Raw genomic sequence first — 26,621 nt, forward strand, 5'->3', positions numbered from 1 at the left:
CGCCTGCGGCGACACCTTCTCCCACAGAGGGAGAAGGGGGAGCCAGCCTTGCCAAACGCAACTGCGCTGCTATTCTTGCAGCTAAAGTAATTTTACACACAGGCAAACTTGTTTCTCGAACCGCAAGGCTGAGATGAGCCAGTCGCCCTACCCTTCAGTGACAGCCGGGCCGCCCCGGCCAAGCCTCATCCTGCGGCCCGGCCAGATCGCGCTGCCGCCGGGCATGGAGCGGTATGCGGCCCCCGGTAACGGCGCGGTGCTGATCGATATCGAGGCCGGCGATACATTTGCCATCCGCAATGTCGAGGGCGGCCAGGCCTGCGAGCTTTTGGCCTGGGACAAGTCAGGCGCCACCGACCCCGCCATCTTCGGCGAAAAGTCCAATAGCAATGCCGCCGGGATCAAGGCGCTATTGGCCGAGGGCGACGATAGCCTCGCTTCCGTGCGCCGCGGACTCGAGCGCCGCCAGGTGCAGCTTGACCAGGCCAAGGCGGTGCGCGTCTTCGGCGGCGCCACGCCGGCAGGCACCGAGCAGGCCTTCACCGTCGCGCGCGATGGCGGCTTGCTGATTGCAGCGCCTAGCGGGCCGATGCTGGTCGACGGCCACGACACGGCAACGCCGCTCACCGTCATGGTGCGCCGCGCCACCGTGCGCCTGAAGACAAAGTCGCAGCTGGCCGATCCGCTTGCCGATCCGGTGCTCGATCTGCGCGTCCATTCGGCGACAGCCGAACCCTATTTCGTCAAGGCGGGCGACTACCTGCAGATCATCGATGTCGACGGCCGCCAGTGCACCGATTTCCAGTGCTTCTCGGCGCGCAAGCTGGACAAGGGGCTGGACCATCCGCTCGACGTAACGACCACGCGCACGCTGATGGGGTCGAGCTACCCGATGCCCGGCCTTCACTCGAAATATTACGACCAGGACATGGAGCCGTTGGTCGAGGTTATCCAGGACACATGCGGCCGGCATGACGCGTTCGCGCTGGCGTGTGCCGCCAAATATTACGACGACATCGGCTATCCCGGCCACACCAACTGCTCGGAGAATTTCAACCGCGCGCTGGCCGACAAGGGTGTCACCCCACGTGCCGGCTGGATGGCGATCAACTTCTTCTTCAACACGGCGATCGACGCCCATGGCGTCATGGTGTCGGATGAGCCGTGGTCGCGCGCCGGCGACTATGTCCTGCTCAGGGCGCTCACCGACATCGTCTGCGTCTCCTCCGCCTGTCCCGACGACACGACACCGGCCAATGGCTGGAACCCGACCGACATCCATGTGCGAACCTATTCCGGCCAACACAAATTCTCGCGAGCGATCGCCAGACGCATGACGCCCGATTCGGAACCGAAAATGACCCGCGAGACCGCCTTCCATTCAAGCTTCGCCAAGCACACCCGCAACTTCGTGGAATACCGGGGTTATTGGCTGGCCAATTCCTTCGCCAAGGAAGGCGCCATCGCCGAATACTGGGCCTGCCGGCAGGATGCCGTGATCATGGACCTGTCGCCGTTGCGCAAGTTCGAGGTCACCGGCCCGGATTCCGAGGCGCTGCTGCAATACACGCTGACCCGCGACGTCAAGAAGCTCGGCGTCGGCCAGGTCGTCTATTCCGCCATGTGCTACGAGCATGGCGGCATGATCGACGACGGCACGCTGCTGCGGCTCGGCAAGGACAATTTCCGTTGGGTCGGCGGCGACGACCTGTCCGGCGAATGGCTGCGCGACACCGCGAAAAAGCTTGGCCTCAACGTGCTGGTGCGTTCCTCCACCGATCAGATGCACAATGTCGCTGTCCAAGGGCCGAAGAGCCGTGACATTTTGCGAGAGGTGGTCTGGACCTCGCCGCTGCAACCGTCGATCGACGAACTCGAATGGTTCCGCTTCGCTGTCGCGCGCATCGGCGGCGGCAATGGCATTCCGGTCGTGGTGTCGCGCACCGGTTATACCGGCGAGCTCGGCTACGAAATCTGGTGCCACCCACGCGACGCCGAAAAAGTGTTCGATGCCATCTGGGAGGCCGGCCAGCCGCACGGGCTGAAGCCGATGGGCCTGCAGGCACTCGACATGGTGCGCATCGAAGCCGGGCTGATCTTCGCCGGTTACGAATTCTCCGACCAGACCGACCCGTTCGAGGCGGGCATTGGCTTCACCGTACCGTTGAAGGCCAAGACCGACGATTTCATCGGCCGCGAGGCTCTGATAAGGCGCAAGGAACATCCGCAGCACAAGCTCGTTGGCCTTGACATCGACAGCAATGTCGCCGTCGGCCATGGGGATTGCGTCCATATCGGCCGCGCCCAGATCGGTGTCGTCACCTCGGGCATTCGCTCGCCGGTGCTGAACAAAAACATCGCTCTGGCGAGGCTTGACGTCACCCACGCGGCAATCGGCACAGAGGTGGAGATCGGCAAGCTCGACGGTCATGCCAAGCGGCTGCCGGCGCGCGTCGTGGCCTTCGCCCACTATGATCCGCAAAAGACCAGGCCGCGATCCTGAGGGTTGCACCCCCGGCCCTTCGCAGGCTCAGGGCGTTCGAAGCTCGAAAGCAATTGGCTTTCCGTCCGCTACCGCGGACCGCTTCTCACCCCACAAGGGGAGAAGGACAAAGCGAGCGTTTCGCAACCGTGATGTGCACGACGCCACAAATCACTTGACGTGAAAGCGCGCCGGATCAATCTTCACTGTTAAGAAAAAAATACGACTGAGTGGAAACACTGGAGTCGTGCGGTCATGTACCGGGGAACAAGCTTCGCGAAGCCGAGGCATCACCGGCCGGGAACACAAAATGGGGAATTCAGACAGATGAGCACGATTACCACTGCCCTGGAGCAGCCCGCTGAAGGCAAGCTGCTCCGCAACATCGACTGGCGCGGCGCCTTCTGGGTGGCGAGCGGCGTTCCTGCCCTTGTCCTGTTTTCGATCGGCGGCATTGCCGGAACGACGGGAACGCTGGCCTTCGGGATCTGGATCGCTTCCATGATCATGGGCTTCCTGCAATCCTTCACCTATGCCGAGATCGCCGGCCTGTTCCCGAACAAGTCGGGCGGCGCCTCGATCTACGGCGCCACCGCCTGGCTGCGTTATTCCAAGTTCATCGCGCCGCTGTCGGTGTGGTGCAACTGGTTCGCCTGGTCGCCGGTGCTGTCGCTGGGCTGCTCGATCGCCGCCGCCTATATTCTCAACGCGCTGGCGCCGGTGCCGCTGTTCACCGAGGCGTCGCCGGACGTCGTCGCCTATATCGCGGCGCATGCCGGAACGGTGCCTGCCGACGCCATCGCCGCGGTGACCGCGGCGGCCACGCCGGCGATCCGCAACTGGACGCTGTTCAGCCACACGCTAGGTCCTGTCTCCTTCACCCTCAATGCCACTTTCTTCATCGGCGCGGTGCTGATGCTGATCATCTTCTCGATCCAGCATCGCGGCATTCTCGGCACCGCCAATGTGCAGAAGTATATCGGCCTCCTGGTCATCATCCCGATGCTGATCGTCGGTGTCGTGCCGATCGTCACCGGCCAGATCAACTGGGCGAACTTTTCGCCGCTGGTGCCGCTGGCGGCGGCTTACGCGCCGGAGCCCGGCTCGTGGAACATTGCCGGCTGGACGCTGGTGCTGGGCGGCATGTTCATCGCCGCATGGTCGACCTATGGTTTTGAGACCGCCGTCTGCTACACATCGGAGTTCAAGAACCCGGGCACCGACACGTTCAAGGCGATTTTCTATTCCGGCCTGCTCTGCATGCTTCTGTTCATCCTGGTGCCCTTCACCTTCCAGGGCGTGCTGGGCCTCAACGGCATGCTGGCGACGCCGATCGTCGACGGCTCGGGTGTCGCCGATGCACTGGCCGGCATGGTCGGGGGTGGCGCATTGATCCACAGCCTCTTGGTGATGCTGATGATCCTGGCGCTGGTGCTGTGCATCATGACGGCAATGGCCGGCTCGTCGCGCACGCTCTACCAGGGCTCGGTCGATGGCTGGCTGCCGCGCTATCTCAGCCACGTCAACGAGCATGGCGCGCCGACGCGCGCCATGTGGACCGATCTCGTCTTCAACCTGATCGTGCTGGCCATCGCCTCGGCCGACGCGACGAGCTTCTTCTTCATCCTCGCCGTGTCGAACTGCGGCTACATCATCTTCAACTTCCTCAACCTCAATGCCGGCTGGATCCACCGCATCGACAACGGCCACATCAACCGGCCTTGGAAGGCGCCGAGCTGGCTGCTCGGCCTCGGCGCCATCTTCGCCTATGTAAACGCCATCTTCATGGGCGCCGGCGCCAAGGTGTGGAACCCGATGGCGCTCTGGGCCGGCCTGATCACAGCCGCCTTGATCATCCCGGTGTTCTGCTACCGGCACTACGTCCAGGACAAGGGCAAGTTCCCCGACCACATGCTGGCCGACCTCGGCATGGCGGGCGCAGACCTCTCGGTCAAAAAGGCAGGCATGCTGCCCTACCTGACGCTGGTCGCCGGCGTGGTGGTGATGCTGCTCGCCAACTGGTACTTCGTCATCTGAAAGTGATGGCTTGAAAAGAATGGGCGCGCTTCGGCGCGCCTGTTTCTTTTTATGGCAGGACGTCAGCCGGCCTTGCGAATGGCCCCTTCGGAGCCTTCGAAGAACCGGTTCGGCGGCCGCTTCAGGCCGAGATTCTCGCGCAAGGTGGTGCCCTCATACTCGCGCCGGAAGAGCTTTCGCCGCTGCAGCTCGGGCACCACCTTCTCGGCGAAGTCGTCGAGCCCGGCTGGCAGATAGGGGAACATGACGTTGAAGCCGTCTGACCCTTCGGCAAACAGCCATTCCTCCATCGAATCGGCGATGGTTTTCGGCGTGCCGACGAAAGCAAGGCCGGAATAGCCGCCGAGCCGCTGCGCCAGCTGGCGGACGGTCAAAGTCTCTCGGCGCGCCAGCTCGATGACGCGCTCACGGCCGCTCTTGGAGGCATTGGTCTCGGGGATTTCGGGCAAGGGCGCGTCGGGATCGAAGCCGGATGCGTCGTGCCCCAGCGCGATCGACAGCGAGGCAATGCCGCTCTCGTAATAGACCAGGCTGTCGAGCTTGGCGCGTTTGGCCTGTGCTTCCTCGACGCTGTCGCCGACGATGACGAAGGCGCCGGGCAGGATCTTGATGTCGTCGCGCGAACGGCCGAGCTTCTCGGCCCGGCTTTTGACATCGGCAAAGAAGCGCTGCCCGGACGCCAGATCGGAATGGGCGGCGAAGATCACCTCCGCCGTTTCGGCTGCCAGCTGCCGCCCGGCCTCAGATGCGCCGGCCTGGACGATGACCGGCCAGCCCTGCACCGGCCGCGCAATGTTGAGCGGGCCGCGCACCGAGAGATGCTCGCCCTTATGGTCGAGCACATGCAGCTTCGCGGGATCGAAATAGAGCCCGCTCTCGGCGTCGCGGATGAAGGCGTCGTCGGCAAAGCTGTCCCAGAGGCCGGTCACCACATCGTAGAATTCCCGCGCATTGTGATAGCGCTCGTCGTGCTCGACATGCTCGTCGAGGCCGAAGTTCAGCGCGGCGTCGGGATTGGATGTGGTGACGATGTTCCAGCCGGCGCGGCCGCCGCTGATATGGTCGAGCGAGGCGAAGCGACGGGCAATGTGATAGGGCGCGTCGAAGGTCGTCGATGCGGTGGCGACAAGGCCGATATGATCAGTGACGGCGGCGAGCGCCGACAGCAGCGTGAACGGCTCGAACGAGGTCACCGTGTGGCTGCGCCGTAGCGCCTCGATCGGCATGTTGAGAACGGCCAGATGGTCGGCCATGAAGAAGGCGTCGAACTTCGCCGCCTCAAGCGTCTGCGCAAAGCGCTTCAGATGGGCGAAGTTGAAGTTGGCATCGGGATATGAGCCGGGATAGCGCCAGGCCCCGGTGTGAAGACTGACCGGACGCATGAAGGCGCCGAGCCGCAATTGCTTATTGTCTACCATGGGATGATCACCTGATGCGAACGAGGGTTGCCGCTCCGATATGTAAGCAGGATCGGACGGCTTTGCCGTCCTGGGAAGGAATTCTGTTTTGCAAAACCGGCGCCGCGAAGCATTTTCATACAGGTGGCCGTTCAACCTATTTTGATGAACCCGCCTGGTGTTGAGATACTTGCCTGGGTGCTCGGTGCCACCGGCAAGGAGAAAGCCAGAACGCCGCACGTCAAGCGTACGGCGTTCCAGCATTTTCCAAGGAAGATCCTGTGCCCCAGCAGCGCCTACTCGGCGGCCAGCGCCAGTGGCGGCCTGTCATTGTCCTGCACGGCCTCATCAGCCGGCTTCCTGCCTTTCTTCGGCTCGCGGCCGAAGAACAGCGCGTAGCCTGCCGGCAGCACCAGGATGGTGAGTACGGTGGCGACGAGGATGCCGCCCATCATGGCGTAGGCGAGCGGTCCCCAGAACACCGCACGCGAGATCGGGATCAGCGCCAGCACCGCCGTCATCGCCGTCAGCACGATCGGCCGGAAACGGCGCACGGCCGAGCCGATGATGGCCTCCGATCGGTCCATCCCCCTGGCGATGTCCTGATCGATCTGGTCGACCAGGATGATCGAGTTGCGCATGATGATTCCGAGCAGCGCGATGACACCAAGGATGGCGACGAAGCCGAACGGCGCGCCGCTGATCAACAGAGCCGCCGCCGCACCGATGATGCCGAGCGGACCGGTGGCCAGCACGAGCATCGCCTTGCCGAAATGCTGCAGCTGGATCATCAGGAGCACGACGATGACGGCCAGCATGATCGGCGCCTTGGCGGCAATCGAGGCCTGGCTTTCGGCGGAATCTTCCGCACCGCCCTGGATCTCGATCTTGTAGCCGGGCGCCAGGCCGGCGCGCATGCCCTGCATGTCATTGTAGAGCTTGGTGACGACGTCGTTCGACTGCACGCCATCCGGCAGCGTGGCGCGCACCGAGATGGTCGGCAGGCGGTCGCGCCGCCATTCGACGCCCTGCTCGAGCACCGGCACCACCTTGGCCACCTGCGACAGCGGCACGAAGCCGCCGAAATCGGTCGGGATATAGACCGAGTCGACCGAGGACAGCAGGCTGCGGCTGGCGTCCGGTTCGCGGGCGACGATGGAAACCGTCTCCTCGCCATCACGGAAGTCATCGAGCGGCGCGCCGGACATCGCTGCCTGCAGCATCTGGCGGATGCGCTGCGAGGTGACGCCAAGCGCACGGGCGCGGTCCTGGTCGATGACCAGCTTCATCGCCGGTACCGGCTCCAGCCAGTCGTCATGGAGGGCGCCGAGCAGCGGATTTTCGGCGAATTTCGCCTTCACCTGGTCGGCGATGCGGCGCACCTCCTGGCGGTCCGGACCCATGATGCGCATCTGCACCGGCCAGCCGGTCGGCGGGCCGAGGAACAGACGGTCGACCTTGGAGCGGATCGAAGGGAAATCCTGCGCCAGGACTGAGCGCAGCTTGAGGATCAGCCGCTCACGCGCCGGCTCGTCATTGGCCATCACCAGAAGCTGCGCATAGTTCGGATTGCGCAATTGCTGGTCGAGCGGCAGGAAGAAGCGCGGCGCGCCTTCGCCGATATAGGTGGCGATGAAGCGCTTGTCCTTGTTGTCCATCATCCGGGCTTCCAGCGCCTTGGCCTGCGTCTCGACTTCCTTGATCGAGGTTCCCTCAGGCAACCAGAGATCGACGAGGATTTCCGGCCGCGAGGATTGCGGGAAGAAGTTTTGTGGGATGAACTGGAACGCCCACAGGCTGGTGGCGAAGGTGACCAGCGTCATCACCAGAACGATGATGCGGTGGCGCACCGCCCAGCCGACCGTGGCGCGCAGCCGCCGGTAGAAGCCGGTGTCGAAGGCGTCATGATGGTTGCCGGCATGCTTGCGCTGCTTGAGGATCATGTAGCCCAGCCACGGCGTGAAATAGACGGCGACGAACCACGACACGACGAGCGCGATGCCGACGACATAGAACAGCGTGCGCACATATTCGCCTGCGGTCGAGGCGGCGAAGCCAACCGGGATGAAGCCGGCGATAGTGATCAGCGTGCCGCTCAGCATCGGGAAGGCGGTCGAGGAATAGGCGAAGCTCGCCGCCTCGATCTTGACCAGCCCCTCCTCCAGCTTGCGCTCCATCATCTCGACGACGATCATGGCGTCGTCGACCAACAGCCCGAGCGCGATGATCAGGGCGCCGAGCGAAATGCGCTGCAGATCGATGCCGAGCTCGTACATGATGGCGAAGGTGGCGGCCAGCACCAGCGGAATGGCAATGGCGATGACCAGGCCGGAACGCCAGCCGATCGACAGCAGCGAGACAGCAAGCACGATCAGCAGCGCCTCGCCGAGCGCCTCCATGAACTCGTTGACGGCGTCCTTGACAACCTCGGGCTGGTTGGAGATCTGGTCAACCGCAACGCCGTAGGGCAGCGCTTCCTCAAAGCGCTTGTAGGTCGCCTCGACATCCGTGCCGACGTCCCTGACGTTAAAACCCTTGGCCATGACGACGCCGACCTGGACGCTTTCGTGGCCGTTGAAGCGGTACTTGCGCTGATAGGGATCTTCGAGACCGGAACTCACGGTGGCGATGTCGCCAAGACGTGTCACCTGACCACCGGCGCGCAGGCGCAATTCCCTGATGTCGGCAGCCCTGGTGACATCGCCCTCGACCGAGATGCGCACCGAGCGCAGGCCGGTGTCGACGGAGCCCGCCGGATCGACATTGTTCTGGCCCTTGATGGCGTTCTGCAGGTCGGTCAGCGTCAGGCCGCGTTCGGCCAGGGCCTTGGACGAGACGTCGATATAAAGCTTCTCCGGCTGGTCGCCGATGATGACGGCCTTCTCGACGCCCGGCGTCGTCAGCAGCATGTCGCGAGCCTGGGTGGCGAATTTCTTCAGCTCCGGATAGCTGTAGCCGTCGCCGCCGATCGAGTGCAGGGTGATGAAGGTGTCGCCGAACTCGTCGTTGAAATAGGGCCCGAGCAGGCCTTGCGGCAGGTCGCCGGAGATGTCGCCAACCTTCTTGCGCACCTGGTAGAAGGCGTCCTTCACCTCCTCTGCATTGGTGTCGCCCTTGATCTGGACGGTGATGATGGCGCTGCCGGCGCGGGTGTAGGAACGGACGAAGTCGAGGTGCGGCGTTTCCTGCAGCTTGCGCTCGATCTTGTTGACGACCTGGTCTTCCATCTCCTGGATCGAGGAGCCCGGCCAGATCGCCTGGACGACCATGACGCGGAAAGTGAAATCGGGGTCTTCCTTCTGGCCCATGCGCATTAGGCCGAGCGCGCCGGCAATGATGATCAGACCGAACAGGAAGCGCGCGATCGAGGGATGGCCGATGGCCCAGCGCGAAAGATTGAAAGGCTGCTTTTCAGTGCTGTCGGTGGTGGTCATCGGCGTCAGTCCAATTCGTTGATCGTGCGCGCATACGCTTTGCATGCAGCTAGGATATTCCGATGCTGGCTTCCGGGCGGCGAGGCTTTCCGAGCGGAGAGACACTCATCGCGGTGGGACGCGCGGATCGATGCGGGGGAACTCGATCTTGGCGTCTCGACCATCGGGCGCTCGCCGCCCGGAAACCCTGAATTCGCTTGCCCAGCCCTTTCGCCGAAGCGACGATCAAGCCGGCTTCATGCCTGCGGTCAGCGCAGGGCCTTTGCGGCATCGCCTTCCGCAGAGGCGGCCTGGACCGCATCGCCGGTCAGCTTGACCTTGAGATTCTCGGTCATGAACTGGGTGCCGGCGGCAACGACGACATCCCCCGGCTTGAGCCCGTCGGCGACGCTGACGCCGTCGGCGGTGAACTCCGCAACCTTGACCAGGCGCTCGTGCACCGTCTCGCCGGCGCGGTCGACGGTCCAGACAATCTTGCGACCATCCTTTTCCGCAAGCGCGCTGAGCGGGATCGACACCATCTCCTGCTTCTTGGCCACCGAGGCCTCGATGTTGGCGGTCATGCCGAGCAGCACGCGCGGGTCGTCGGGCAGCGAGACGCGGACGGCAAAGGTGCGCGACTGCTGGTCGGCGCTGCCGGCGACTTCACGCACTTTGCCGGAGAGCGCCAGCGCGTCATCGGACCAGAAGCTGGCCTTGACGTCCTTTCCCGGCTTGAAGGCGGCGATGTCCATTTCGGGAACCGCGATCAGCACTTCCTTTTCGCCGTCGACGGCAACGGTCATCACAGGCGTTCCGGCGCCGACCACCTGGCCGACATCGGCCGAGACCGCCGTGACGATGCCGTTCTCGCTCGCCTTGAGATCGGTGTAGACGACCTGGTTCTGCGCCTGGGCAAGGGTAGAGCGGGCGGCATCGCGCGTCGCTACCGCCTGGTTGTAGCTCAGCGTCGCCTGTTCGAGCTGCGACTTGGAGGTGAAGTTCTTGGCAAAAAGCTGTTCGGCGCGCTTGCGGGACAGATCGACCGTCTCGACCTGCCGCTCGGCGGCGTCGAGGCTGGCCTTGGCGCTCTTGACCGACAACTCATAGTCCGTGGGATCGATACGGGCTAGCACATCGCCTGTCGTCACATGCTGGCCGATGTCGACCAGACGCTCAGTGACCTTGCCCGAGATGCGAAAGCCGAGGTTCATTTCGGTACGGGCTCGCACCGAGCCGGAATAGGTGAGTTCGCGACTCTTTTCGGCCTGGCCGATCTCGACCACCTTGACCGGACGGATGATGTCCTGGACCTCGGTCTTCTCCTGGCTGCAGGCGGCGAGCCCGAGCGTGGCGACGATCAGGCCGGCGACCGGCAGCTTGCGGATGATGGAACTGGACAAAGACACTTTCGTACTCCCGACTGGAGATGAACGGTCGACACCGGCGCCCGGCGGGCGGCGGCTATTACTTCAGAGCCTTGATCGCGTAATCGATGAGATCGTCGGGCATCGCCCGATTGGTCTTGGCAAGGCACTGCGCCACCATTTGCGGGTGGCACAGAATGACGGTGGCGGCGCCGAAGCAGCGCGATGCGATGACCGGATCCTGGTCGGCAAACTCGCCGGCCTCGATGCCCTCGCGGATGACCTCGGCAAACAGGTCGTGAATGCTGTCGATATGCTTGTCGATGACGCCCCAGTCGCGCTCGAGCGCGACGATGACCATTTCGTGGACCTTCTGGTCGTCGAGCATGACTTCCAGCGTCATCTTGTACTGCGCATGCACGTAGCGGCGCAGCCGCTCCTCGGCGCTGATCGGCAACCGGGAAATCTCGTAGGCCATGTTGTAGCTGGCGAGGAGCATGCGGCCGCAGACGGCCTGGTGGATTTCGACCTTGGATGCGAAGAAACGGTAGATATTGGCCGGCGACATGCCGAGTTCGCGGGCGATGTCGGCGACATTGGTCTTGCCGTAACCATAGTGCCGGAACAGGCGTTCGGCACAGTCGAGAATGCGGGTGACATTCTCCTGGCGGGTGGAGTCGGCCATTATGCTGGCGGCTTCGGACATGGCTCTCTGTCGATTTATGAGTGACGAATTTCAACTTTCGTCAGTCGTAAATCGAAAAGAGGGAAGTGTCAATGCGAATTCGACGTACGCGTATAATTTGGTGACAGAGGGTGACAGAGGGTGTGCGCGAACTCGACCTTGCGCGTGCCGTTGCGCTCTGGAACTAAGATCCCTTCGCCATTTCCCGCAGCTGAAACTTCTGGATCTTCCCCGTCGATGTCTTCGGGATCTCGGCAAAAATCACCGCCTTCGGCACCTTGAAGCGGGCGAGCAGCGCGCGGCAGTGTTCGATGATCTCGGCCTCGCTTGCCACCTTGCCGGGCTTCAGTTCGACATAGGCGACCGGCACCTCGCCCCATTTGTCGTCTGCCTTGGCGACGACGCCGCAGGACGCCACGGACGGGTGTTTGTAGAGGGCTTCCTCGACCTCGATCGATGAAATGTTCTCGCCGCCGGAGATGATGATGTCCTTGGAGCGGTCCTTGAGCTGGATGTAGCCGTCGGGATGCATGACGCCGAGGTCGCCGGAGTGGAACCAGCCGCCGGCGAAAGCCTCGTCGGTCGCCTTCCTGTTCTTCAGATAGCCCTTCATGACAATGTTGCCGCGGAACATGACCTCGCCGATGGTCTCGCCGTCGGCCGGCGTCTTCTGCATCGTCTCCGCGTCCATCACCGTCAGGCCTTCGAGTGCGGCATAGCGCACGCCCTGCCTGGCCTTTCTGGCGCTGCGTTCGCCCTTGTCGAGACCGTCCCAGGCGGTGTGCCATTCGTTGACGACCGCCGGGCCATAGGTCTCGGTCAGGCCGTAGAGATGGGTGACGGCAAAGCCGGCGTCGGCCATGCCTGACAGCACGGCTTCCGGCGGCGGCGCGGCAGCGGTGTTGAAGGTAACGGTCTGCGGGAAGTGGCGCTTGTCCTCATCGCTGGCGTTGATGAGCACCGACATGACGACCGGCGCACCGCAAAGATGTGTGACGCCGTGGTCGGCGATGGCATCGTAGATCGGCTTCGGCCGCACCCAGCGCAGGCAGACATGGGTGCCGGCCTGGACGGCCATTGTCCATGGGAAGCACCAACCATTGCAGTGGAACATCGGCAGCGTCCACAGATAGACGGCGTGCTTGGCCATGCCGGCATGGATGGTGTTGGTGTAAGCCATCAGGGCAGCGCCGCGATGGTGGTAGACGACGCCCTTCGGATTGCCTGTCGTGCCGGAGGTGTAGTTGAGCGAGATGGCGTCCCATTCGTCGTCGGGCATCGACCAGGCGTAGCCCTGGTCACCGCCGGCGACGAACGCCTCATAGTCGATCGCGCCGATGCGCTCGCCCTTGGGATAGGGTGCATCGGCGGCATAGTCGGGATCGTCATAGTCGATGACCAGCGGCTTCACCTTGGCCAGTGCCAGTGCCTGTTTGACGACAGCAGCGAATTCGCGGTCGACGATGAGCACCTTGGTCTCGGCATGGTCGAGCTGGAACGCGATGACGGCGGCATCGAGCCTTGTGTTGAGCGAATGCAGCACCGCTTTGGCCATCGGCACGCCGAAATGCGCCTCCAGCATGGGGGGCGTGTTGGACAGCATGACGGTCACCGTATCACCCTTGCCGATGCCGCGCTTCGACAGAGCCGAGGCGAGCTTCAGCGAGCGCTGCCAGAAGGTGCGATAGGTGATGCGCTGGCTGCCATGGATGATGGCGACATGATCGGGATAGGTGCTTGCCGCCCGCTCCAGATAGGTGAGCGGCGTCAGCGGCTGATGGTTGGCGGCGTTCTTGCCGAGATCCTGCTCGTAGGGACTGCCCATCCCGTGCTCCCCGAATTTTCATTGTTGAGAACTTCTAACCACAGCTTCCCGCCACGTCACCATCGGCGATTCCCGACCGGGCACATTTGGCGCAATGATCGTCCAGATTCGATGGGCAAAGAGGTATCGTGTACCCACGCCAGTTTGACTTTTGTCGAGAGCCGTGAATAATGTCAGCCGAGGAGACGGCATGGCGATCCGACCGGCAGAACAGCTTATCCACAAGGCCGCATGGCTCTATTATGCCCATGGCCTGCGCCAGGACCAGGTCGCCAGCCAGCTTAACATCTCCCGCGCCTCGGTCGCCATGTATTTGCGCAAGGCGCGCGAGACCGGCATCGTCAACATCTCGACCTCGACGCAGCTGTTCACCGACGACGTGCTTGCGCGCCAGCTCGAGGACGCGCTCAAGCTTGATGCGGTGTGGATCGCGCCGGAGAATGCCTATGTCGTCGACCCTTCGACGGACGTTGCGGTGCTGGCGGCGGGCGTCTTTCTCGAACTGGTCAAGAAGGGCGACCGGATCGGCGTCGCCTGGGGCCGCACCGTCTACACCATCGCCGACGTCATGTCCTATGCCGACCTGCAGGACGTCACCGTTGTGCAGCTCTGCGGCAATCTCGGCGCGCCCTACTCCTACCGTCCCGACCAGTGCACGATGGAGATCGCCCGGCGGCTCAACGCCAAGGGCCTCAATTTCTACGCGCCGCTGGTGCTGACGACGGAATTGCTGGCGCATGGGCTGCGCGCCGAACCGGTGATCCGCGAACAACTGGCCGATATTGCCAACTGCGATCTGGCGCTCTATTCGGTCGGCACCGTCGATGGCGACAGCCATGTCGTCAAATGCGGCGCGCTCAGCCCCGGCGAGATGGGGCTGTTGCGCGAAGCGGGCGCCGCCGGCGTCGTTGCCGGCCAGATCATCGATGCCACCGGCAAGGCGCTCGACTGCAGCTACAACCGCCGCGTCATCTCGGCCTCGCTGTCGTCACTGCGCCAGATCGAAAAGCGGCTGATGGTGGTGCAGGAAGACAGCAAGTTCGAACCGCTGCTCGCCGCGCTCGCCGGCGGACTCTGCACGCATCTCGTCGTCGGCGCCAGCATGGCGCGGCGGCTGCTCGACCATGCCGGAGCCAGTGCGGGGGCAAAAAAGGCTTCCTGACCAACGAAATCCCAGCAGCAGGCGCATTGTCATCAAGGCGTCGCGGCACTCCTGTTCACAGCAACATCAAAGACAGCAAAGCGGACATAGCGACATGAAGAACCTTTGGAATGACGGCGACGCGGAAAGACTGGTTGCCGACTATGCGAAAAAGGGCGTTGCCCGCGACCTCGCGCTGCGCGTCTACACGACCCGGCTGCTCGGCGGCGAGCCGCGGCTGGTGCTGCATGGCGGCGGCAACACCTCCTGCAAGACCAAGGCCACCGATCTCGTCGGCGACGAATGGGATGTGCTGTGCGTCAAGGGCAGCGGCTGGGACATGGGTGTGATCGAGCCGCAAGGCCTGCCGGCGGTCAAGCTCGGCGCGCTGCTGAAGGCGCGTGCGCTGGCCAGCCTCGCCGACGAGGACATGGTGGCGCTGCAGCGGGCGAACCTCATCGACCCCGCCTCCCCCAATCCATCGGTCGAGACGCTGCTGCACGCCTTCCTGCCGCATAAATTCGTCGACCACACGCATTCGACCGCGATCCTCGCCATCGTCGACCAGGCGGACAGCAAGCCGCTGATCAAGACCGTGTTCGGCGACAAGATGGGGTACGTGCCCTACATCAAGCCGGGCTTCGACCTCGCCAAGGTGGCCGCCGATGTCTACGACGCCGACCCCAGCGTCGAAGGCCTGATCCTCGACAAGCATGGCATCTTCACCTTCGGCGACGCTGCGAAGCAGGCCTATGACCGCATGATCCATTATGTGAACGTGGCCGAAGACTATGTGGCGAAGAACGGCAAGCCGAAGGCAGCGAAAGCCGCACTGCCGGCCAAGCTCGCAACGCCGGCAGCGATCGCGCCGATGCTGCGTGGCGCGGTGGCGGTGGCGCGTGGCGAAGGCCGCTTCGACCGCATGATCAGCGACTTCCGCACCTCGGATGCCATTGTCGATTTCATCAATTCGGCCGGCATTGCAGACTATGCCGGACGCGGCGTGTCGACGCCCGACCTGTCGATCCGCATCAAGACCGGACCGATGGCGGTTCCGGCGCCAGACGCCGACAAGATTGGCGACTACAAGGCCGTCATCAAGAGCCATGTCGACGCCTTCGCCAACGACTATCGCGCCTATTTCGAAACCAACGATGCGCTGGACGACGTCCAGCGCACCATGCTCGACCCGATGCCGCGGCTGACGCTGGTGCCGGGCCTCGGCATGTTCGGCCATGGCCGCACGCTGAAGGATGCGAAGATCGCATCTGATGTCGGCGAGATGTGGATCGAGGCGGTGCGCGGCGCCGAGGCCGTCGGCAGCTTCCATCCTCTATCGAAGGCCGACCTCTTCCCGCTGGAGTACTGGTCGCTTGAGCAGGCCAAGCTCGCCTCCAACAAGCCGAAGCCGCTGACCGGCCAGGTGGTGCTGATCACTGGCGGCGCCGGCGCGATCGGTGCTGCGACGGCAAAACTGTTCGCCGCCAATGGCGCGCATGCCGTCGTCGTCGATCTCGATGCGGCCAGGGCGGCCGAGGCGGCAAAGGCAGCCGGCAACAATTCGATCGGCGTCGGCGCCGACATCACCAACCCGGCCGAGCTGCGCGCCGCCTTCGACAAAGCTGTCGCTGTCTATGGCGGCGTCGACATTCTGGTCTCCAACGCCGGTGCCGCCTGGGAAGGCCGCATCGGCGAGCTCGACGATGCCCTGCTGCGCAAGAGTTTCGAGCTCAACTTCTTCGCCCACCAGTCGGCGGCGCAGAACGCGGTGCGCATCATGCTGGAACAGGGCACCGGCGGTGTGTTGTTGTTCAACACCTCCAAGCAGGCGGTCAACCCGGGTCCGAAATTCGGCGCCTATGGTGTGCCGAAGGCGGCGACGCTATTCCTGTCCCGGCAATATGCGCTCGACTACGGCGCGCACGGCATCCGCTCCAATGCGGTCAACGCCGACCGCATCCGCTCCGGCCTGTTGACCGACGCCATGATCGCCAGCCGTTCCGGCGCGCGCGGCGTGTCGGAGAAGGAATACATGTCGGGCAATCTGCTCGGACAGGAGGTGACGGCAGAAGACGTGGCGCAGGCCTTCCTGCACCAAGCATTGGCCGAACGCACCACCGCCGATGTGACGACGGTCGACGGTGGCAACATCGCCGCAGCGCTGCGCTAGACATAGACCTGGAGCGGTTCATCGTTCACCAAAACGACGAACCGCTCTCCCACCTGAAGGACTCCAGGCGGAGAACTGCTTTTGCAGGTCGTGCTGAAAAACTGCTCGAACTGGTCAAAATCCACTCCAATCCTTGGCCTATTGCTCGACCACTTTAGGGCGCGCCTTGTGTTTCGCATGCGAGCTCCGACCCTGATCCTTGGTGGAGTTGTCGATGGCTGCGAAGAGACTTCGTGTCGGCGTGCTGTTCGGCGGGCGCTCCGCCGAGCATGAGGTTTCGCTGCTTTCGGCAACCATGTCATGCGTACTCTGGATCGGCGAAATACGACTCCGTTCCCACCTTCGTCACCCGCGAAGGCCAATGGCTGCTAAGCGATTTCAAGGACGGCGCGCTGGCGACACCGTCTGATGGGACGCAGCTTTGCCTGCCGCCGGGCGGGCATGGCGGATGCTGGCGATCCCGCCAAGGGCGCCGCATGACCTGCCTGCCATCGAATATGGTGTTCCGGTGCTGCACGCCTGCATGGCGAGGACGGCGCGGTGGCTGGTGCGCGTCGGGCGGTCATGATGCAGGGGCAGATTCCTAACAGATATTGTTAGATCTTGTTGGCTGCATTATAATGTGGGTATGAAAAACGAACCTATGCGCACCCTCACCATATCCCTTACCGCGCAGCAGATAGCTCGCCTGCAAAGCGCTATCGAAGGTGGCGGTTATGCTTCCAACAGCGAGATTGTCCGCGACGCCCTGCGCTTATGGGAGCAGCGCGAGGAATTGCGCACGCTCGAACTCCAGCACTTGAAGCGGGCCTATGCCGACGGGATGGGCAGCGGCAAGCCAGTGGCTGTCGACCACACCGAGTTCATTCGCAGCCTGAAGGCAGAACGCCGCGCCCGTGGCTAGCCATCGGCTCACACCGCGCGCTTCGCAGGATTTGCGAGACATCTGGCACACCATCGCCGCCGACAATGAAAAGGCAGCAGACAGACTGTTGATGCGCATTTTCGAAAGACTGGAGCTGGCGGCGCAGCACCCCAAGATGGGCAGCGCACGGCCCGAGTTAAGCGCAACGGCCCGCGTGCTCGTCGAAGACCGCTATATCATCATCTACGAGCCGCAGCCCGATGGTGTTATCGCTGTGGCGATTGTCCCCGGGATGCGCGATCCAGACCATTGGTTGTAGGCCGGCAGGCTTACCATCAATATGAAAAGAGCGGCCCATAGCCGCCCTTCGCATCTATCAGACGACCGATCCTACTTCGCGTTCGGGTTCGGCATCCAGGCCGGCATGGCGACATCGGCATGGGCGAATTGCGGCAGCTTGGCCGACAGGTCCTCCATGTTCTTGATGTCCTTGTCGATCAGGTCCTTCTGGGTGATCAGCGTCGGCGGCACGACGACGTTGTGGCCGGGATCTTCACCGGCGAGCAGCTGCGCCAGCGCGCGCACCGAGACCTGGCCGACGACGGCAGGGTTGGTGGCGGCGGTGGCGGCCCAGGCGCTGTCGGTCTCGCGCATGGCCGCGATGTCCGAGGTAGAGATGTCGGCGGAGTAGATCTTGATCTTCTTGTTCAGCCCCGCCTCGTCGACGGCGATCTTCACACCCTTGGCGAACTCGTCATAGGGCGCGAACATCACATTGATGTCGGGATGCGCCTGCAGCACCGAGCGCGCCTGGTTGGCGACCGAGTTGGCGATCGGGTTGTCGAGCGTGCCGAACATCGCGACTTCCTTGATGCCGGCATGTTTCTTCTTCACGTCGACCCAGGTCTCGTTGCGGCGGTCGAGCGGCGCGATGCCAGCGACATAGACATAGCCGGCGTTCCAGCTCTCGCCATTGTCCTTGACCGCCTGCTCGAGCGCCAGGCGCGCAAGGTCCTTGTCGGACTGTTCGATCTGCGGGATCTTGGGGTTTTCGACATTGACGTCGAAGGCGACGACCTTGATGCCGGCATCGACCGCGCGCTGGGCGGCGTCCTTCATCGATTCCGTCAGGCCGTGCTGGATGATGATGCCCTGCACGCCGAGTGCGATGGCCTGGTCGACCATGTCGGATTGAAGGGCGGCGTCCTGGCGGCTGTCGAGCACGCGCAGATCGATGCCGAGCGCCTTGGACTGGGACTCGACGCCCGAGAGATAGGCCTGGAAGAAATCGCCGGTCGAGAGATAGCGCACCAGCGCGATCTTGACGCCGGGCTTGTCGAACGGCGCCGGCTTGTCGGCGGCAAAGGCCGGGACCTGCATCAGCATTGTTGCGCCGGCCAATCCGAGCGCGACCTTCCCCAAAAGTCGTCTTGTGATGTTCACGTTCTTTCCTCCGTTTGTTGAACCCAAAACTGTCCCGGCAGCCATTCTATCTCCTGCCCCGGCCGGAAAGGGCGAAGGTAAAGACAAGGGCGACGACGAGAACCACGCCCTTGACGAAATCCTGCGTGTAGTAAGGCGCGTTCATCATCGTCAGGCCTTGCAGCAGGATGCCGACGAACAGCGCGCCGATGGCGGTGCCGAAGGCGTTCGGCTTGGCGGCGCCGAGCACCGCGTAGCCGATCAGCGCCGCGGCAACCGCATCGAGCAGCAGATTATTACCCGACGCGATGTCACCGCGTCCAAGCCGTGCGGCCAGCAAAATCCCGCCGATCGAGGCAAAAACTCCTGAAATGACGTAGGCCCAGATCTTGTATGCCTTGACAGGCGCGCCGGCGAGTTCGGCGGCCCGTTCATTGCTGCCCACGGCATACATCATGCGGCCGAAGCGTGTGTATTCGAGGAAGAACCAGATCAGCACGGCGAGCACGATCAGCACGACCACCGAGACCGGAATGAGGTTCGGGATGAAGAAGTCGAAGCGGTGGCGGCCGAGCGCCAGGAAGGCGTCGGAGAATTTGCCGTTGGCGACCGAGCCGTCCGGCATTGTCATACCGGTGGCGATGGAGCGTCCTTCAGTCGGGATGCGCTGCAAGCCGACGAGCAGGAACATCATGCCGAGCGTCGCCAGCAGATCGGGCACGCGCATATAGACGATCAGCCAGCCATTGATGAGGCCGACAAGGGCGCCGATGAGCAGGCAGATGAGGACAGCGACGACAACGTTCTGCTCCAGCACCACCATGACATAGGCAGCCGCCATCATGGCCGATGTGGCGACCGAGCCGATCGAGAGATCGAAGCCGCCGACAACCAGTGTGGCGGTGACGCCCAGCGCCAGCACGCCGGTGATGGCGACCGACTGGAAAATGAAGACGGCACTTTGCGGCGAGACGAACCCGTCGGCGGCGATGGCGAAATACGCGATCAGCCCGAACAGAAGCACGATGAACCCGTAGCGGATAGCGTAATCGCGCAGCGTCATTCAGCGCCCGCCGTCAATACCCAACTCAAACCCGTGCACTCCATTCCAACCCTCAGTTCTTCAATCATCGTGGCTCAGGCCGCACTGTGCAACGGCCCGCCCGCGACTTCGGCCAGCAGACGGTCGAGATCGACATCGGCGTTGCGGTGTTCGCCGACGATGGTCTGCTCGGACATCACCAATATGCGATCGGCCGTCTCCAGTGCCTCGTCGAGTTCGGTGACGAACAGCAGCGTGGCGCGGCCATTGGCGCTGGCCCTCAGCTTGGCGGCGATGTCGCGCCTGGCGGAGATATCGACGCCCTGGAACGGTTCGTCGAGAATGAACAATCGGGCGTCCTGCGCCATCCAGCGGGCCACCATCACCTTCTGCTGGTTGCCGCCCGACAGAGTGGTCATCTCGTCCTTCTCCGAGCGGCAGACGATGCCGAGATCCTCGATCTGCCGGCGGGCAATAGTGCGTTCAAGGCCGCGTTTGAGAACTGAAAAGCGCGACATGCGCTTGTGGAAGGGCAGGCTGATGTTTTCCTGGATGTTGAAGCCGCCGACGATGCCGTTTTCGCCACGGTCCTTGGCGACCAGAAACACGCCGGCGGCGATGGCTTCGCCGGTCGACGCGGGCGCATAGGGCTTGCCATATAAAGTCATCGTGCCGGACAGCGGCTTGCGCAGGCCGAACAGCGTCTCGGCGAGCGCTGTCTTGCCGACGCCGACGAGGCCGGTGATGGCAACGACCTCGCCGTCGCCGAGCGTCAGCGAGAATGGCCGGGCACCAGGGGCGATGCGCAAGGAATCGACGGTCAGGATCGGCTTGGCAGAACTCCTGGCTTCGATGCGGTCAAGATGGATCTTGCGGCCGAGCATGGCGTTAACGGCACCCTCATAGTCGAGAGGCTTGCTGTCGAAGACGCCTGAGATGACGCCATCGCGCATCGAGACGATGCGGTCGGCCAGCCGCCTGATATCCGACATGCGATGCGAGATGTAGAGGATGGCGACGCCCTGCTCGCGCAAGCGGTCGAGCAGCGCAAACAACCGGTCGGCCTCGGCGCTGGACAGCGACGAGGTCGGCTCGTCGAGGATCAGCACTTTCGGCTGGTGCGCCATGGCGCGCGCGATGGCCACCATCTGGCGATCGGCCAGCGACAGGTCGCTGATGCGGGCCTTGAGGTCGATGGCGAGCCCCATGCGGTCGGCCACCGCTTTGGCTTCGCGGCGCACCCGGCCGGGGTTGAACAGCAGCGGCGCGCCCTTGCCGGTCAACCGGTCGAGCGTCAGATTGGTGGCGACATCGAGATCGGCGACGACGCCGTCATTGATGTTTTGGTGCACGGTAACGACACCGGCGCGGATCGCCTCTGCCGGCGTGTTCGGCGCAAAGTTGCCGCCAGCGAGGTGCATGATGCCGCCGTCATGGTCGTAGACGCCGCTGATGATCTTGACGAGGGTGGACTTGCCGGCGCCGTTGGCGCCCATCAGCACGGTGATCTCACCGGCATGCAGTTCGAGCGAGACGCCGCCAAGCACCTCGATATGGCCGAAGGATTTCCTCAGCCCGTCCACGCGGAACACGGCATCATTGCCCATTCGTTCCTCCCTGACGATGACGCTATGGGCTACGTCATCAATTGTCAACTCGATTGACAATTGCCAGTCAGCTTCCTAGCTTGGCCTCACCGCCATCGCTCCACTATGATTGGAGCGAGCAAGCGGGAGGGTGAGGAATGACTGCGAAATTGCCGTTTGAAGCACTGTCGGTGGAGACGCTTGCAACGCGCCTCGGTACGAACGAAGCGCTGTGCGCCAAAATCGGCAAGGGCCCTTGGAAGGTGCGCGAGGTCGGCGACGGCAATCTGAACCTCGTCTTCATCGTCGAAGGCGGCTCGGGTGCGGCCGTGGTCAAGCAGGCCCTGCCCTATGTTCGCCTCGTCGGCGACAGCTGGCCGTTGCCGCTCAAACGCTCCTTCTTCGAGTATCACGCGCTGACGCGGCAAGAGGCGCGCGCGCCGGGCTCGGTGCCGGCGATCCTCCATTTCGACGAAGCCCAGGCGCTGATCATCATGGAATATCTGGCGCCGCCGCACATCATCCTGCGCCGTGCCCTGATCGACGGCCGCGAGTTGCCAAATATCGCCCGCGACATCGGCCTGTTCATGGCCCGCACTTTGTTCCGCGGCTCTGATCTCTCCATGCCCACCAAGGACCGCAAGGCCGACCTGGCGCTGTTTGCCGACAATGTCGAGCTCTGCGGCATCACCGAAGACCTGGTGTTTTCCGACCCATATTTCGATGCCAAGCTGAACCGGCACACCTCGCCGCAGCTCGACGGCCTGGTTGCCGAACTGCGCGCCGACCGCGACCTCAAGGTCGAAGCGCAGCGGCTGAAGCATATCTTCGCCGCCAACGCCGAGACGCTGCTGCATGGCGACCTGCATTCGGGCTCGATCATGGTCACCGACACCGAGACGCGGATGATCGATCCGGAGTTCGCCTTCTACGGTCCGATGGCCTTCGATGTAGGCATGCTGCTCGCCAATTTCTGGATGTCCTACTTCTCGCAGCGCGGCCATGAACACAAGGGCAAGCGTGACGCCATGCGTGCCTATCTGCTCGGGGTGACCAACGACACCTGGACGGTGTTCCGCGCCGAGTTCTCGCATCTATGGCGCACCGAGCGCACCGGCATGCTTTACCAGAAGAGCCTGTTCGAGGATCAGGGCGACATTCTCGCCTCGGAGCAGGCGCTCGACCATGTGCTGCACCAGATCTGGACCGACCTGCTCGGCTTTGCCGGCATCGAGGTGCACCGGCGCATCCTCGGCCTCGCCCACAATGCCGATTTCGAGACCATTGAAGACGAGGATCTGCGAGCCTCCTGCGAGGCCAAGGCGCTGAAATTCGGCCGTCACATCGCCGTCAACCGGCGCCAGATTCACGGCATGGACGAGGTCAATAATCTGGCCGCTTTGATCGAACGGGAGAGCAGGATTTGAACGTCGGCGAGCGCCACTACCGCACCATCTGGCTGAGCGACGACCAGCGTTCGGTCGAGATCATCGACCAGCGCTGGCTGCCGCACGAGTTCCGGGTCGAGACGATCGGGAGCGTTGCCGGCATCGCCACCGCGATCCGTGACATGTGGGTTCGTGGCGCGCCGCTGATCGGCGTCACCGCGGCCTACGGCGTCGCCATCCAGATGGCGGACGATCCGTCTGACGAAGCGCTCGACGCGGTCTGGGAGACGCTGCACAAGACGCGGCCGACTGCGATCAATCTACGCTGGGCGCTGGACGAGATGCGGCGGTTCCTAAGGCCGATCGTATTGGGACAGCGCGCGGAGGCGGCCTATAAGCGCGCTGCCGAAATCGCCGACGAGGATGTCGATCTCAATCGCGCCATCGGCGAGAACGGGCTTGCCATCATCAAGGAGATCGCGGCACGCAAGAAGCCGGGCGAGCCGGTCAACATCCTCACCCATTGCAACGCCGGTTGGCTGGCGACGGTCGATTACGGCACCGCCACGTCGCCGATCTATCTCGCCGTCGAGGCCGGCATTCCGGTCCATGTCTATGTCGACGAGACGCGCCCGCGCAACCAGGGCGCCCAGCTGACCGCCTGGGAGATGGCCGGCCACGGCGTGCCGCACACGCTGATCGTCGACAATGCCGGCGGCCATCTGATGCAGCGTGGCGCGGTCGACATGGTGATCGTGGGCACCGACCGCACCACGGCCAATGGCGACGTCTGCAACAAGATCGGCACCTATCTCAAGGCGCTCGCCGCCTCCGATAATGAGGTGCCCTTCTACGTCGCTCTGCCCTCGCCGACCATCGACTGGACGGTGGGTGATGGCCTCACCGAAATCCCGATCGAGGAACGCTCCGGTGACGAGGTGTCGCTGGTCTGGGGCAAGACGGCGGACGGCAAGATCGCGCAGGTTCGGGTTTCGCCCGAAGCGACGCCGGCGGCCAATCCGGCGTTCGATGTGACGCCGGCACGGCTGGTGACGGGGCTGATCACCGAGCGCGGTGTGGCCAAGGCTTCGCGCGAAGGGTTGAAGGCGATGTTCCCCGAACGCGGATAATCTCCCCCCTTGAGGGGGAGATGTCGCCAAAGGCGACAGAGGGGGTCGGCGCGTCCTGACGCGACCTCCCAGCACCGACAGATGATGCTAGCGCTCCAGTCGAACCGACCCCCTCTGGCCTGCCGGCCATCTCCCCCTCAATGGGGGAGATTAGCGCCTCACCGGCTGGCTACCGGATTTCAGCCCTGCAACAAGAATTGCGGCCTCGATGGCCGCTGACGGTTGCGGTTCTGGCGAAATCCGGCCAGAAGCATCTAGGCCGGCAATCGGCCGGCCCGCGACGTTGCGCTTGAAACCAGATACGGGAGACTATTGGGTGGCTCGCATAACACTGAGACAATTGCTCGATCACGCCGCCGAGTACGGCTACGGCGTACCCGCTTTCAACATGAACAATATGGAACAGGGCCTCGCCATCATGGAGGCGGCCGAGGAGACCAAGTCGCCGGTCATCCTGCAGGCAAGCCGCGGCGCCCGCGCCTACGCCAATGATGTGGTGCTGGCCAAGCTGATCGACGCGCTGGTCGAAATCCACCCCGACATCCCGGTCTGCATGCATCTCGACCATGGCAACAACGAAGCCACCTGCGTCACCGCCATCCAGTACGGCTTCACCTCGGTGATGATGGACGGCTCGCTGAAAGAGGACGGCAAGACGCCGGCCGACTATGCCTACAATTCCGGAATCACCCGGCGCGTCGTCGACATGGCGCATTGGGGCGGCGTGTCGGTGGAAGGCGAGATCGGTGTGCTCGGTTCGCTTGAGAGCGGCGGCGGCGAGCAGGAAGACGGCCACGGCGTCGAAGGCGCCATCAGCCACGACCAGCTCTTGACCGACCCAGTGCAGGCGGTCGAATTCGTCAAGGACACCCATGTCGATGCGCTGGCTGTCGCCATGGGCACCAGCCACGGCGCCTACAAATTCTCGCGCAAGCCGGACGGCGCGGTGCTGGCGATGAACGTCATCGAGGAAATCCACCGCCGCCTGCCCAACATGCATCTGGTGATGCACGGCTCGTCCTCAGTGCCCGAGGACCTGCAGGAAATCATCAATAGATATGGCGGCCAGATGAAGCCGACCTGGGGCGTGCCGGTGGAAGAGATCCAGCGCGGCATCAAGCACGGCGTGCGCAAGATCAACATCGACACCGACAACCGCATGGCGCTGACCGGCGCCATCCGCAAGGTGCTTACCGAAAACCCGTCGGAGTTCGATCCGCGCAAATATTTGACGCCGGCCATGGCTGCGATGCGCAAGCTGTGCAAGGAGCGCTTCGAGCAGTTCGGCACCGCCGGCAACGCGCAGAAGATCAAGCCGCTGCCGGTGGCCGAGATGGCCAAGCGCTACAAGTCGGGGAGCCTTGATCCGAAGTTTGGGTGAAGTCCCCTGGCGCCTCTTCCTTCTCCCTTGTGGGGAAGAAAGAAGAGCTATTGACATAAAAAAGGCCGGGCGCGAAAGCGGCCCGGCCAAAAGAAGGTCAAGAACCTTCAGAGGGGAACACCGCTCGGTGGAATGGGAGGAAACCGCCGAACGATAATTCCTATATGCGCGTATTCGCCGCATATGGCGACGAACGGCTTTCTAAAACAACGCGAGATTCGGAAATTTCGTTCTCGTTTTGAAAGATTTCAGCCGGTGAGGCGTCGGTTTCCAGAAGATCGGCATAGTGCCGGCGCGCCACGTCGGGATGCGAGCGCAGGCGGCTCTTCAGCACATTGGTGCCGACATTGCGAAACAGCGGGTTGTCGGGATCGCTGGCCGGCCCCCGCGCCTCGGCCGCTACATCCTCGGGCAGGTCGAGCAGCGGAATCGTGGCGTCGAGCCGGGCGCTGAAGAAGAACGGGACCGAGACGCGCTCGACGCCGGCCGGCGGTGTCACCACACGGTGGACTGTCGCCCGGAGATAGCCGTTCGACGCCAGTTCGAGCAGTTCGCCGATGTTGACCACCAGCGTGTCGGGCAGCGGATCGACGTCGACCCAGGCGCCGTCATATTCGACCTGCAGCCCCTTGTTCTCGTCCTGCAGCAGAAGCGTCAGGAAACCGCCATCCTTGTGCGCGCCGACGCCCTGGTTGTCGCCGGTGGCGTCGCGGCCGGGGTAGCGCACGATCTTCATGCGATGGTTGGGCTCGGCCCGGTAGATCGGATCGAAGGCGTCCTCGGCCTGGTCGAGCGACAAAGCGAAGGCCCTAAGCAGCCGGATCGCCACCGCGGTCGCCTTGGCCTGCCATGCGAGCAGCGCCGGCTTCAGCTCGGGCAGCGTGGCCGGCCACTGGTTGGGCCCTTGCAGCCGCGTCCAAGCGGGCACGCCGGGGCCTTGTTCGATGGCCGCGCGTTCGACGCCGATGTCGAGCTGTTCGCGCCAGTCGGCCTTGCCTTTGGTCAGCTCGCCGCCGGCGCGCGTGTAGCCGCGGAACTGCGAGGACTTGACCATTTCAATTGCCAGTTTGTCGGCTTCCGGCAGGGCAAAGAAGCGGCGCGACGCGTCGAGCACTTCTGCGGTATCCGCAGCCGATATGCCGTGGCCGGTCAAATAGAAGAAGCCGACATCGCGCGCGGCCGTGCGCAGGTCGAAGAGAAACGTTCGCCGTTCCGAAGCGCCCTGCTCGAGGCGGCCGAGATCAAGCACGGGTACGATCCTGGGCATGGTCAAGCTCCTTGTTTCGCTGT

Annotated in this window: 18 protein-coding genes and 1 pseudogene; 10 read left to right on the forward strand and 9 right to left on the reverse strand. The window is 63.5% G+C overall.

The window, feature by feature from the left end:
* Positions 1–133 precede the first annotated feature (133 nt).
* Together NLY33_RS28235 and NLY33_RS28240 are read left to right on the forward strand one after the other, a co-directional pair.
* Positions 134–2,503, forward strand: a complete 2,370-nt coding sequence (locus NLY33_RS28235; RefSeq protein ID WP_023704837.1) for a trimethylamine N-oxide demethylase — start codon at positions 134–136, stop codon at positions 2,501–2,503.
* Positions 2,504–2,809: 306 nt separating this feature from the next.
* Positions 2,810–4,519, forward strand: coding sequence for a trimethylamine N-oxide permease (locus NLY33_RS28240; protein ID WP_023684441.1), 1,710 nt, complete (start codon positions 2,810–2,812; stop codon positions 4,517–4,519).
* Between the two features lie 62 nt (positions 4,520–4,581).
* On the opposite strand, the gene NLY33_RS28245 is transcribed toward NLY33_RS28240, so the two are convergent.
* From NLY33_RS28245 to NLY33_RS28265, 5 genes are all read right to left on the reverse strand, one after another.
* Entirely contained in the window at positions 4,582–5,937 is a 1,356-nt protein-coding gene (locus tag NLY33_RS28245) for an LLM class flavin-dependent oxidoreductase (protein WP_023704836.1), read from the reverse strand.
* Positions 5,938–6,212: 275 nt separating this feature from the next.
* Positions 6,213–9,350 carry an efflux RND transporter permease subunit gene (locus tag NLY33_RS28250; RefSeq protein WP_023704835.1) on the reverse strand — a complete coding sequence of 1,046 codons (3,138 nt, stop codon included), beginning with the start codon at positions 9,348–9,350 and terminating at the stop codon, positions 6,213–6,215.
* Between the two features lie 248 nt (positions 9,351–9,598).
* On the reverse strand, positions 9,599–10,738 hold the full coding sequence (locus tag NLY33_RS28255; RefSeq protein ID WP_023692166.1) for an efflux RND transporter periplasmic adaptor subunit: 1,140 nt from the start codon (positions 10,736–10,738) through the stop codon (positions 9,599–9,601).
* A 58-nt stretch (positions 10,739–10,796) separates the two neighbouring features.
* Entirely contained in the window at positions 10,797–11,402 is a 606-nt protein-coding gene (locus NLY33_RS28260; RefSeq protein ID WP_023668564.1) for a TetR/AcrR family transcriptional regulator, read from the reverse strand.
* A gap of 163 nt (positions 11,403–11,565) precedes the next feature.
* Positions 11,566–13,206: an acyl-CoA synthetase gene (locus NLY33_RS28265; protein WP_023684444.1), complete on the reverse strand. Its 1,641-nt coding sequence runs from the start codon at positions 13,204–13,206 to the stop codon at positions 11,566–11,568.
* Positions 13,207–13,396: 190 nt separating this feature from the next.
* Between NLY33_RS28265 and NLY33_RS28270 the strand changes: the two genes are divergently transcribed.
* From NLY33_RS28270 to NLY33_RS28290, 5 genes and pseudogenes are all read left to right on the forward strand, one after another.
* Positions 13,397–14,368, forward strand: coding sequence for a sugar-binding transcriptional regulator (locus NLY33_RS28270; RefSeq protein ID WP_023684445.1), 972 nt, complete (start codon positions 13,397–13,399; stop codon positions 14,366–14,368).
* A gap of 94 nt (positions 14,369–14,462) precedes the next feature.
* Positions 14,463–16,517, forward strand: coding sequence for a bifunctional aldolase/short-chain dehydrogenase (locus tag NLY33_RS28275; protein ID WP_023709180.1), 2,055 nt, complete (start codon positions 14,463–14,465; stop codon positions 16,515–16,517).
* Positions 16,518–16,731: 214 nt separating this feature from the next.
* Positions 16,732–17,066: pseudogene (locus NLY33_RS28280) on the forward strand (D-alanine--D-alanine ligase A); the annotation flags it as partial.
* A gap of 94 nt (positions 17,067–17,160) precedes the next feature.
* The gene (locus tag NLY33_RS28285; RefSeq protein WP_023704832.1) at positions 17,161–17,421 is read left to right on the forward strand and encodes a ribbon-helix-helix domain-containing protein; all 261 of its coding nucleotides are present in this window, start codon (positions 17,161–17,163) and stop codon (positions 17,419–17,421) included.
* Positions 17,414–17,701 carry a type II toxin-antitoxin system RelE/ParE family toxin gene (locus tag NLY33_RS28290; protein ID WP_023704831.1) on the forward strand — a complete coding sequence of 96 codons (288 nt, stop codon included), beginning with the start codon at positions 17,414–17,416 and terminating at the stop codon, positions 17,699–17,701. The genes NLY33_RS28285 and NLY33_RS28290 overlap by 8 nt, the downstream gene beginning before the upstream one ends.
* A gap of 71 nt (positions 17,702–17,772) precedes the next feature.
* On the opposite strand, the gene NLY33_RS28295 is transcribed toward NLY33_RS28290, so the two are convergent.
* From NLY33_RS28295 to NLY33_RS28305, 3 genes are all read right to left on the reverse strand, one after another.
* Positions 17,773–18,825 carry a substrate-binding domain-containing protein gene (locus NLY33_RS28295; protein ID WP_023687049.1) on the reverse strand — a complete coding sequence of 351 codons (1,053 nt, stop codon included), beginning with the start codon at positions 18,823–18,825 and terminating at the stop codon, positions 17,773–17,775.
* A gap of 46 nt (positions 18,826–18,871) precedes the next feature.
* Complete coding sequence (locus NLY33_RS28300) at positions 18,872–19,867, reverse strand: ABC transporter permease (RefSeq protein ID WP_023668572.1); 996 nt, start codon at positions 19,865–19,867, stop codon at positions 18,872–18,874.
* Between the two features lie 74 nt (positions 19,868–19,941).
* The gene (locus NLY33_RS28305; protein WP_023704829.1) at positions 19,942–21,453 is read right to left on the reverse strand and encodes a sugar ABC transporter ATP-binding protein; all 1,512 of its coding nucleotides are present in this window, start codon (positions 21,451–21,453) and stop codon (positions 19,942–19,944) included.
* Positions 21,454–21,590: 137 nt separating this feature from the next.
* Between NLY33_RS28305 and mtnK the strand changes: the two genes are divergently transcribed.
* The 3 genes from mtnK (at position 21,591) to fba (ending at position 25,331) form a co-directional block, all read left to right on the forward strand.
* On the forward strand, positions 21,591–22,859 hold the full coding sequence (mtnK, locus tag NLY33_RS28310; RefSeq protein ID WP_023704828.1) for an S-methyl-5-thioribose kinase: 1,269 nt from the start codon (positions 21,591–21,593) through the stop codon (positions 22,857–22,859).
* Positions 22,856–23,950 (forward strand): S-methyl-5-thioribose-1-phosphate isomerase, encoded by a 1,095-nt coding sequence (mtnA, locus tag NLY33_RS28315; protein WP_023668575.1) that lies wholly within the window; start codon positions 22,856–22,858, stop codon positions 23,948–23,950. The genes mtnK and mtnA overlap by 4 nt, the downstream gene beginning before the upstream one ends.
* 316 nt (positions 23,951–24,266) lie before the next feature.
* A complete protein-coding gene (fba, locus tag NLY33_RS28320) occupies positions 24,267–25,331 on the forward strand; it encodes a class II fructose-bisphosphate aldolase (RefSeq protein WP_023749737.1) in 1,065 nt (354 codons plus the stop codon).
* A 160-nt stretch (positions 25,332–25,491) separates the two neighbouring features.
* On the opposite strand, the gene NLY33_RS28325 is transcribed toward fba, so the two are convergent.
* Positions 25,492–26,598: an isopenicillin N synthase family dioxygenase gene (locus NLY33_RS28325; RefSeq protein ID WP_023704826.1), complete on the reverse strand. Its 1,107-nt coding sequence runs from the start codon at positions 26,596–26,598 to the stop codon at positions 25,492–25,494.
* Between the last annotated feature and the right edge of the window lie 23 nt (positions 26,599–26,621).

It is taken from the genome of Mesorhizobium sp. C432A, from assembly GCF_030323145.1.
GTDB lineage: Bacteria > Pseudomonadota > Alphaproteobacteria > Rhizobiales > Rhizobiaceae > Mesorhizobium.

Coding starts and splice junctions, on each gene's coding strand:
- NLY33_RS28260 (WP_023668564.1), bottom strand. CDS start 11,402: ATGTCCGAAGCCGCCAGCATAATGGCCGACTCCACCCGCCAGGAGAAT.
- NLY33_RS28275 (WP_023709180.1), top strand. CDS start 14,463: ATGAAGAACCTTTGGAATGACGGCGACGCGGAAAGACTGGTTGCCGAC.
- NLY33_RS28245 (WP_023704836.1), bottom strand. CDS start 5,937: ATGGTAGACAATAAGCAATTGCGGCTCGGCGCCTTCATGCGTCCGGTC.
- NLY33_RS28240 (WP_023684441.1), top strand. CDS start 2,810: ATGAGCACGATTACCACTGCCCTGGAGCAGCCCGCTGAAGGCAAGCTG.
- mtnK (WP_023704828.1), top strand. CDS start 21,591: ATGACTGCGAAATTGCCGTTTGAAGCACTGTCGGTGGAGACGCTTGCA.
- NLY33_RS28300 (WP_023668572.1), bottom strand. CDS start 19,867: ATGACGCTGCGCGATTACGCTATCCGCTACGGGTTCATCGTGCTTCTG.
- NLY33_RS28235 (WP_023704837.1), top strand. CDS start 134: ATGAGCCAGTCGCCCTACCCTTCAGTGACAGCCGGGCCGCCCCGGCCA.
- NLY33_RS28265 (WP_023684444.1), bottom strand. CDS start 13,206: ATGGGCAGTCCCTACGAGCAGGATCTCGGCAAGAACGCCGCCAACCAT.
- NLY33_RS28250 (WP_023704835.1), bottom strand. CDS start 9,350: ATGACCACCACCGACAGCACTGAAAAGCAGCCTTTCAATCTTTCGCGC.
- NLY33_RS28305 (WP_023704829.1), bottom strand. CDS start 21,453: ATGGGCAATGATGCCGTGTTCCGCGTGGACGGGCTGAGGAAATCCTTC.
- NLY33_RS28285 (WP_023704832.1), top strand. CDS start 17,161: ATGCGCACCCTCACCATATCCCTTACCGCGCAGCAGATAGCTCGCCTG.
- NLY33_RS28325 (WP_023704826.1), bottom strand. CDS start 26,598: ATGCCCAGGATCGTACCCGTGCTTGATCTCGGCCGCCTCGAGCAGGGC.
- NLY33_RS28270 (WP_023684445.1), top strand. CDS start 13,397: ATGGCGATCCGACCGGCAGAACAGCTTATCCACAAGGCCGCATGGCTC.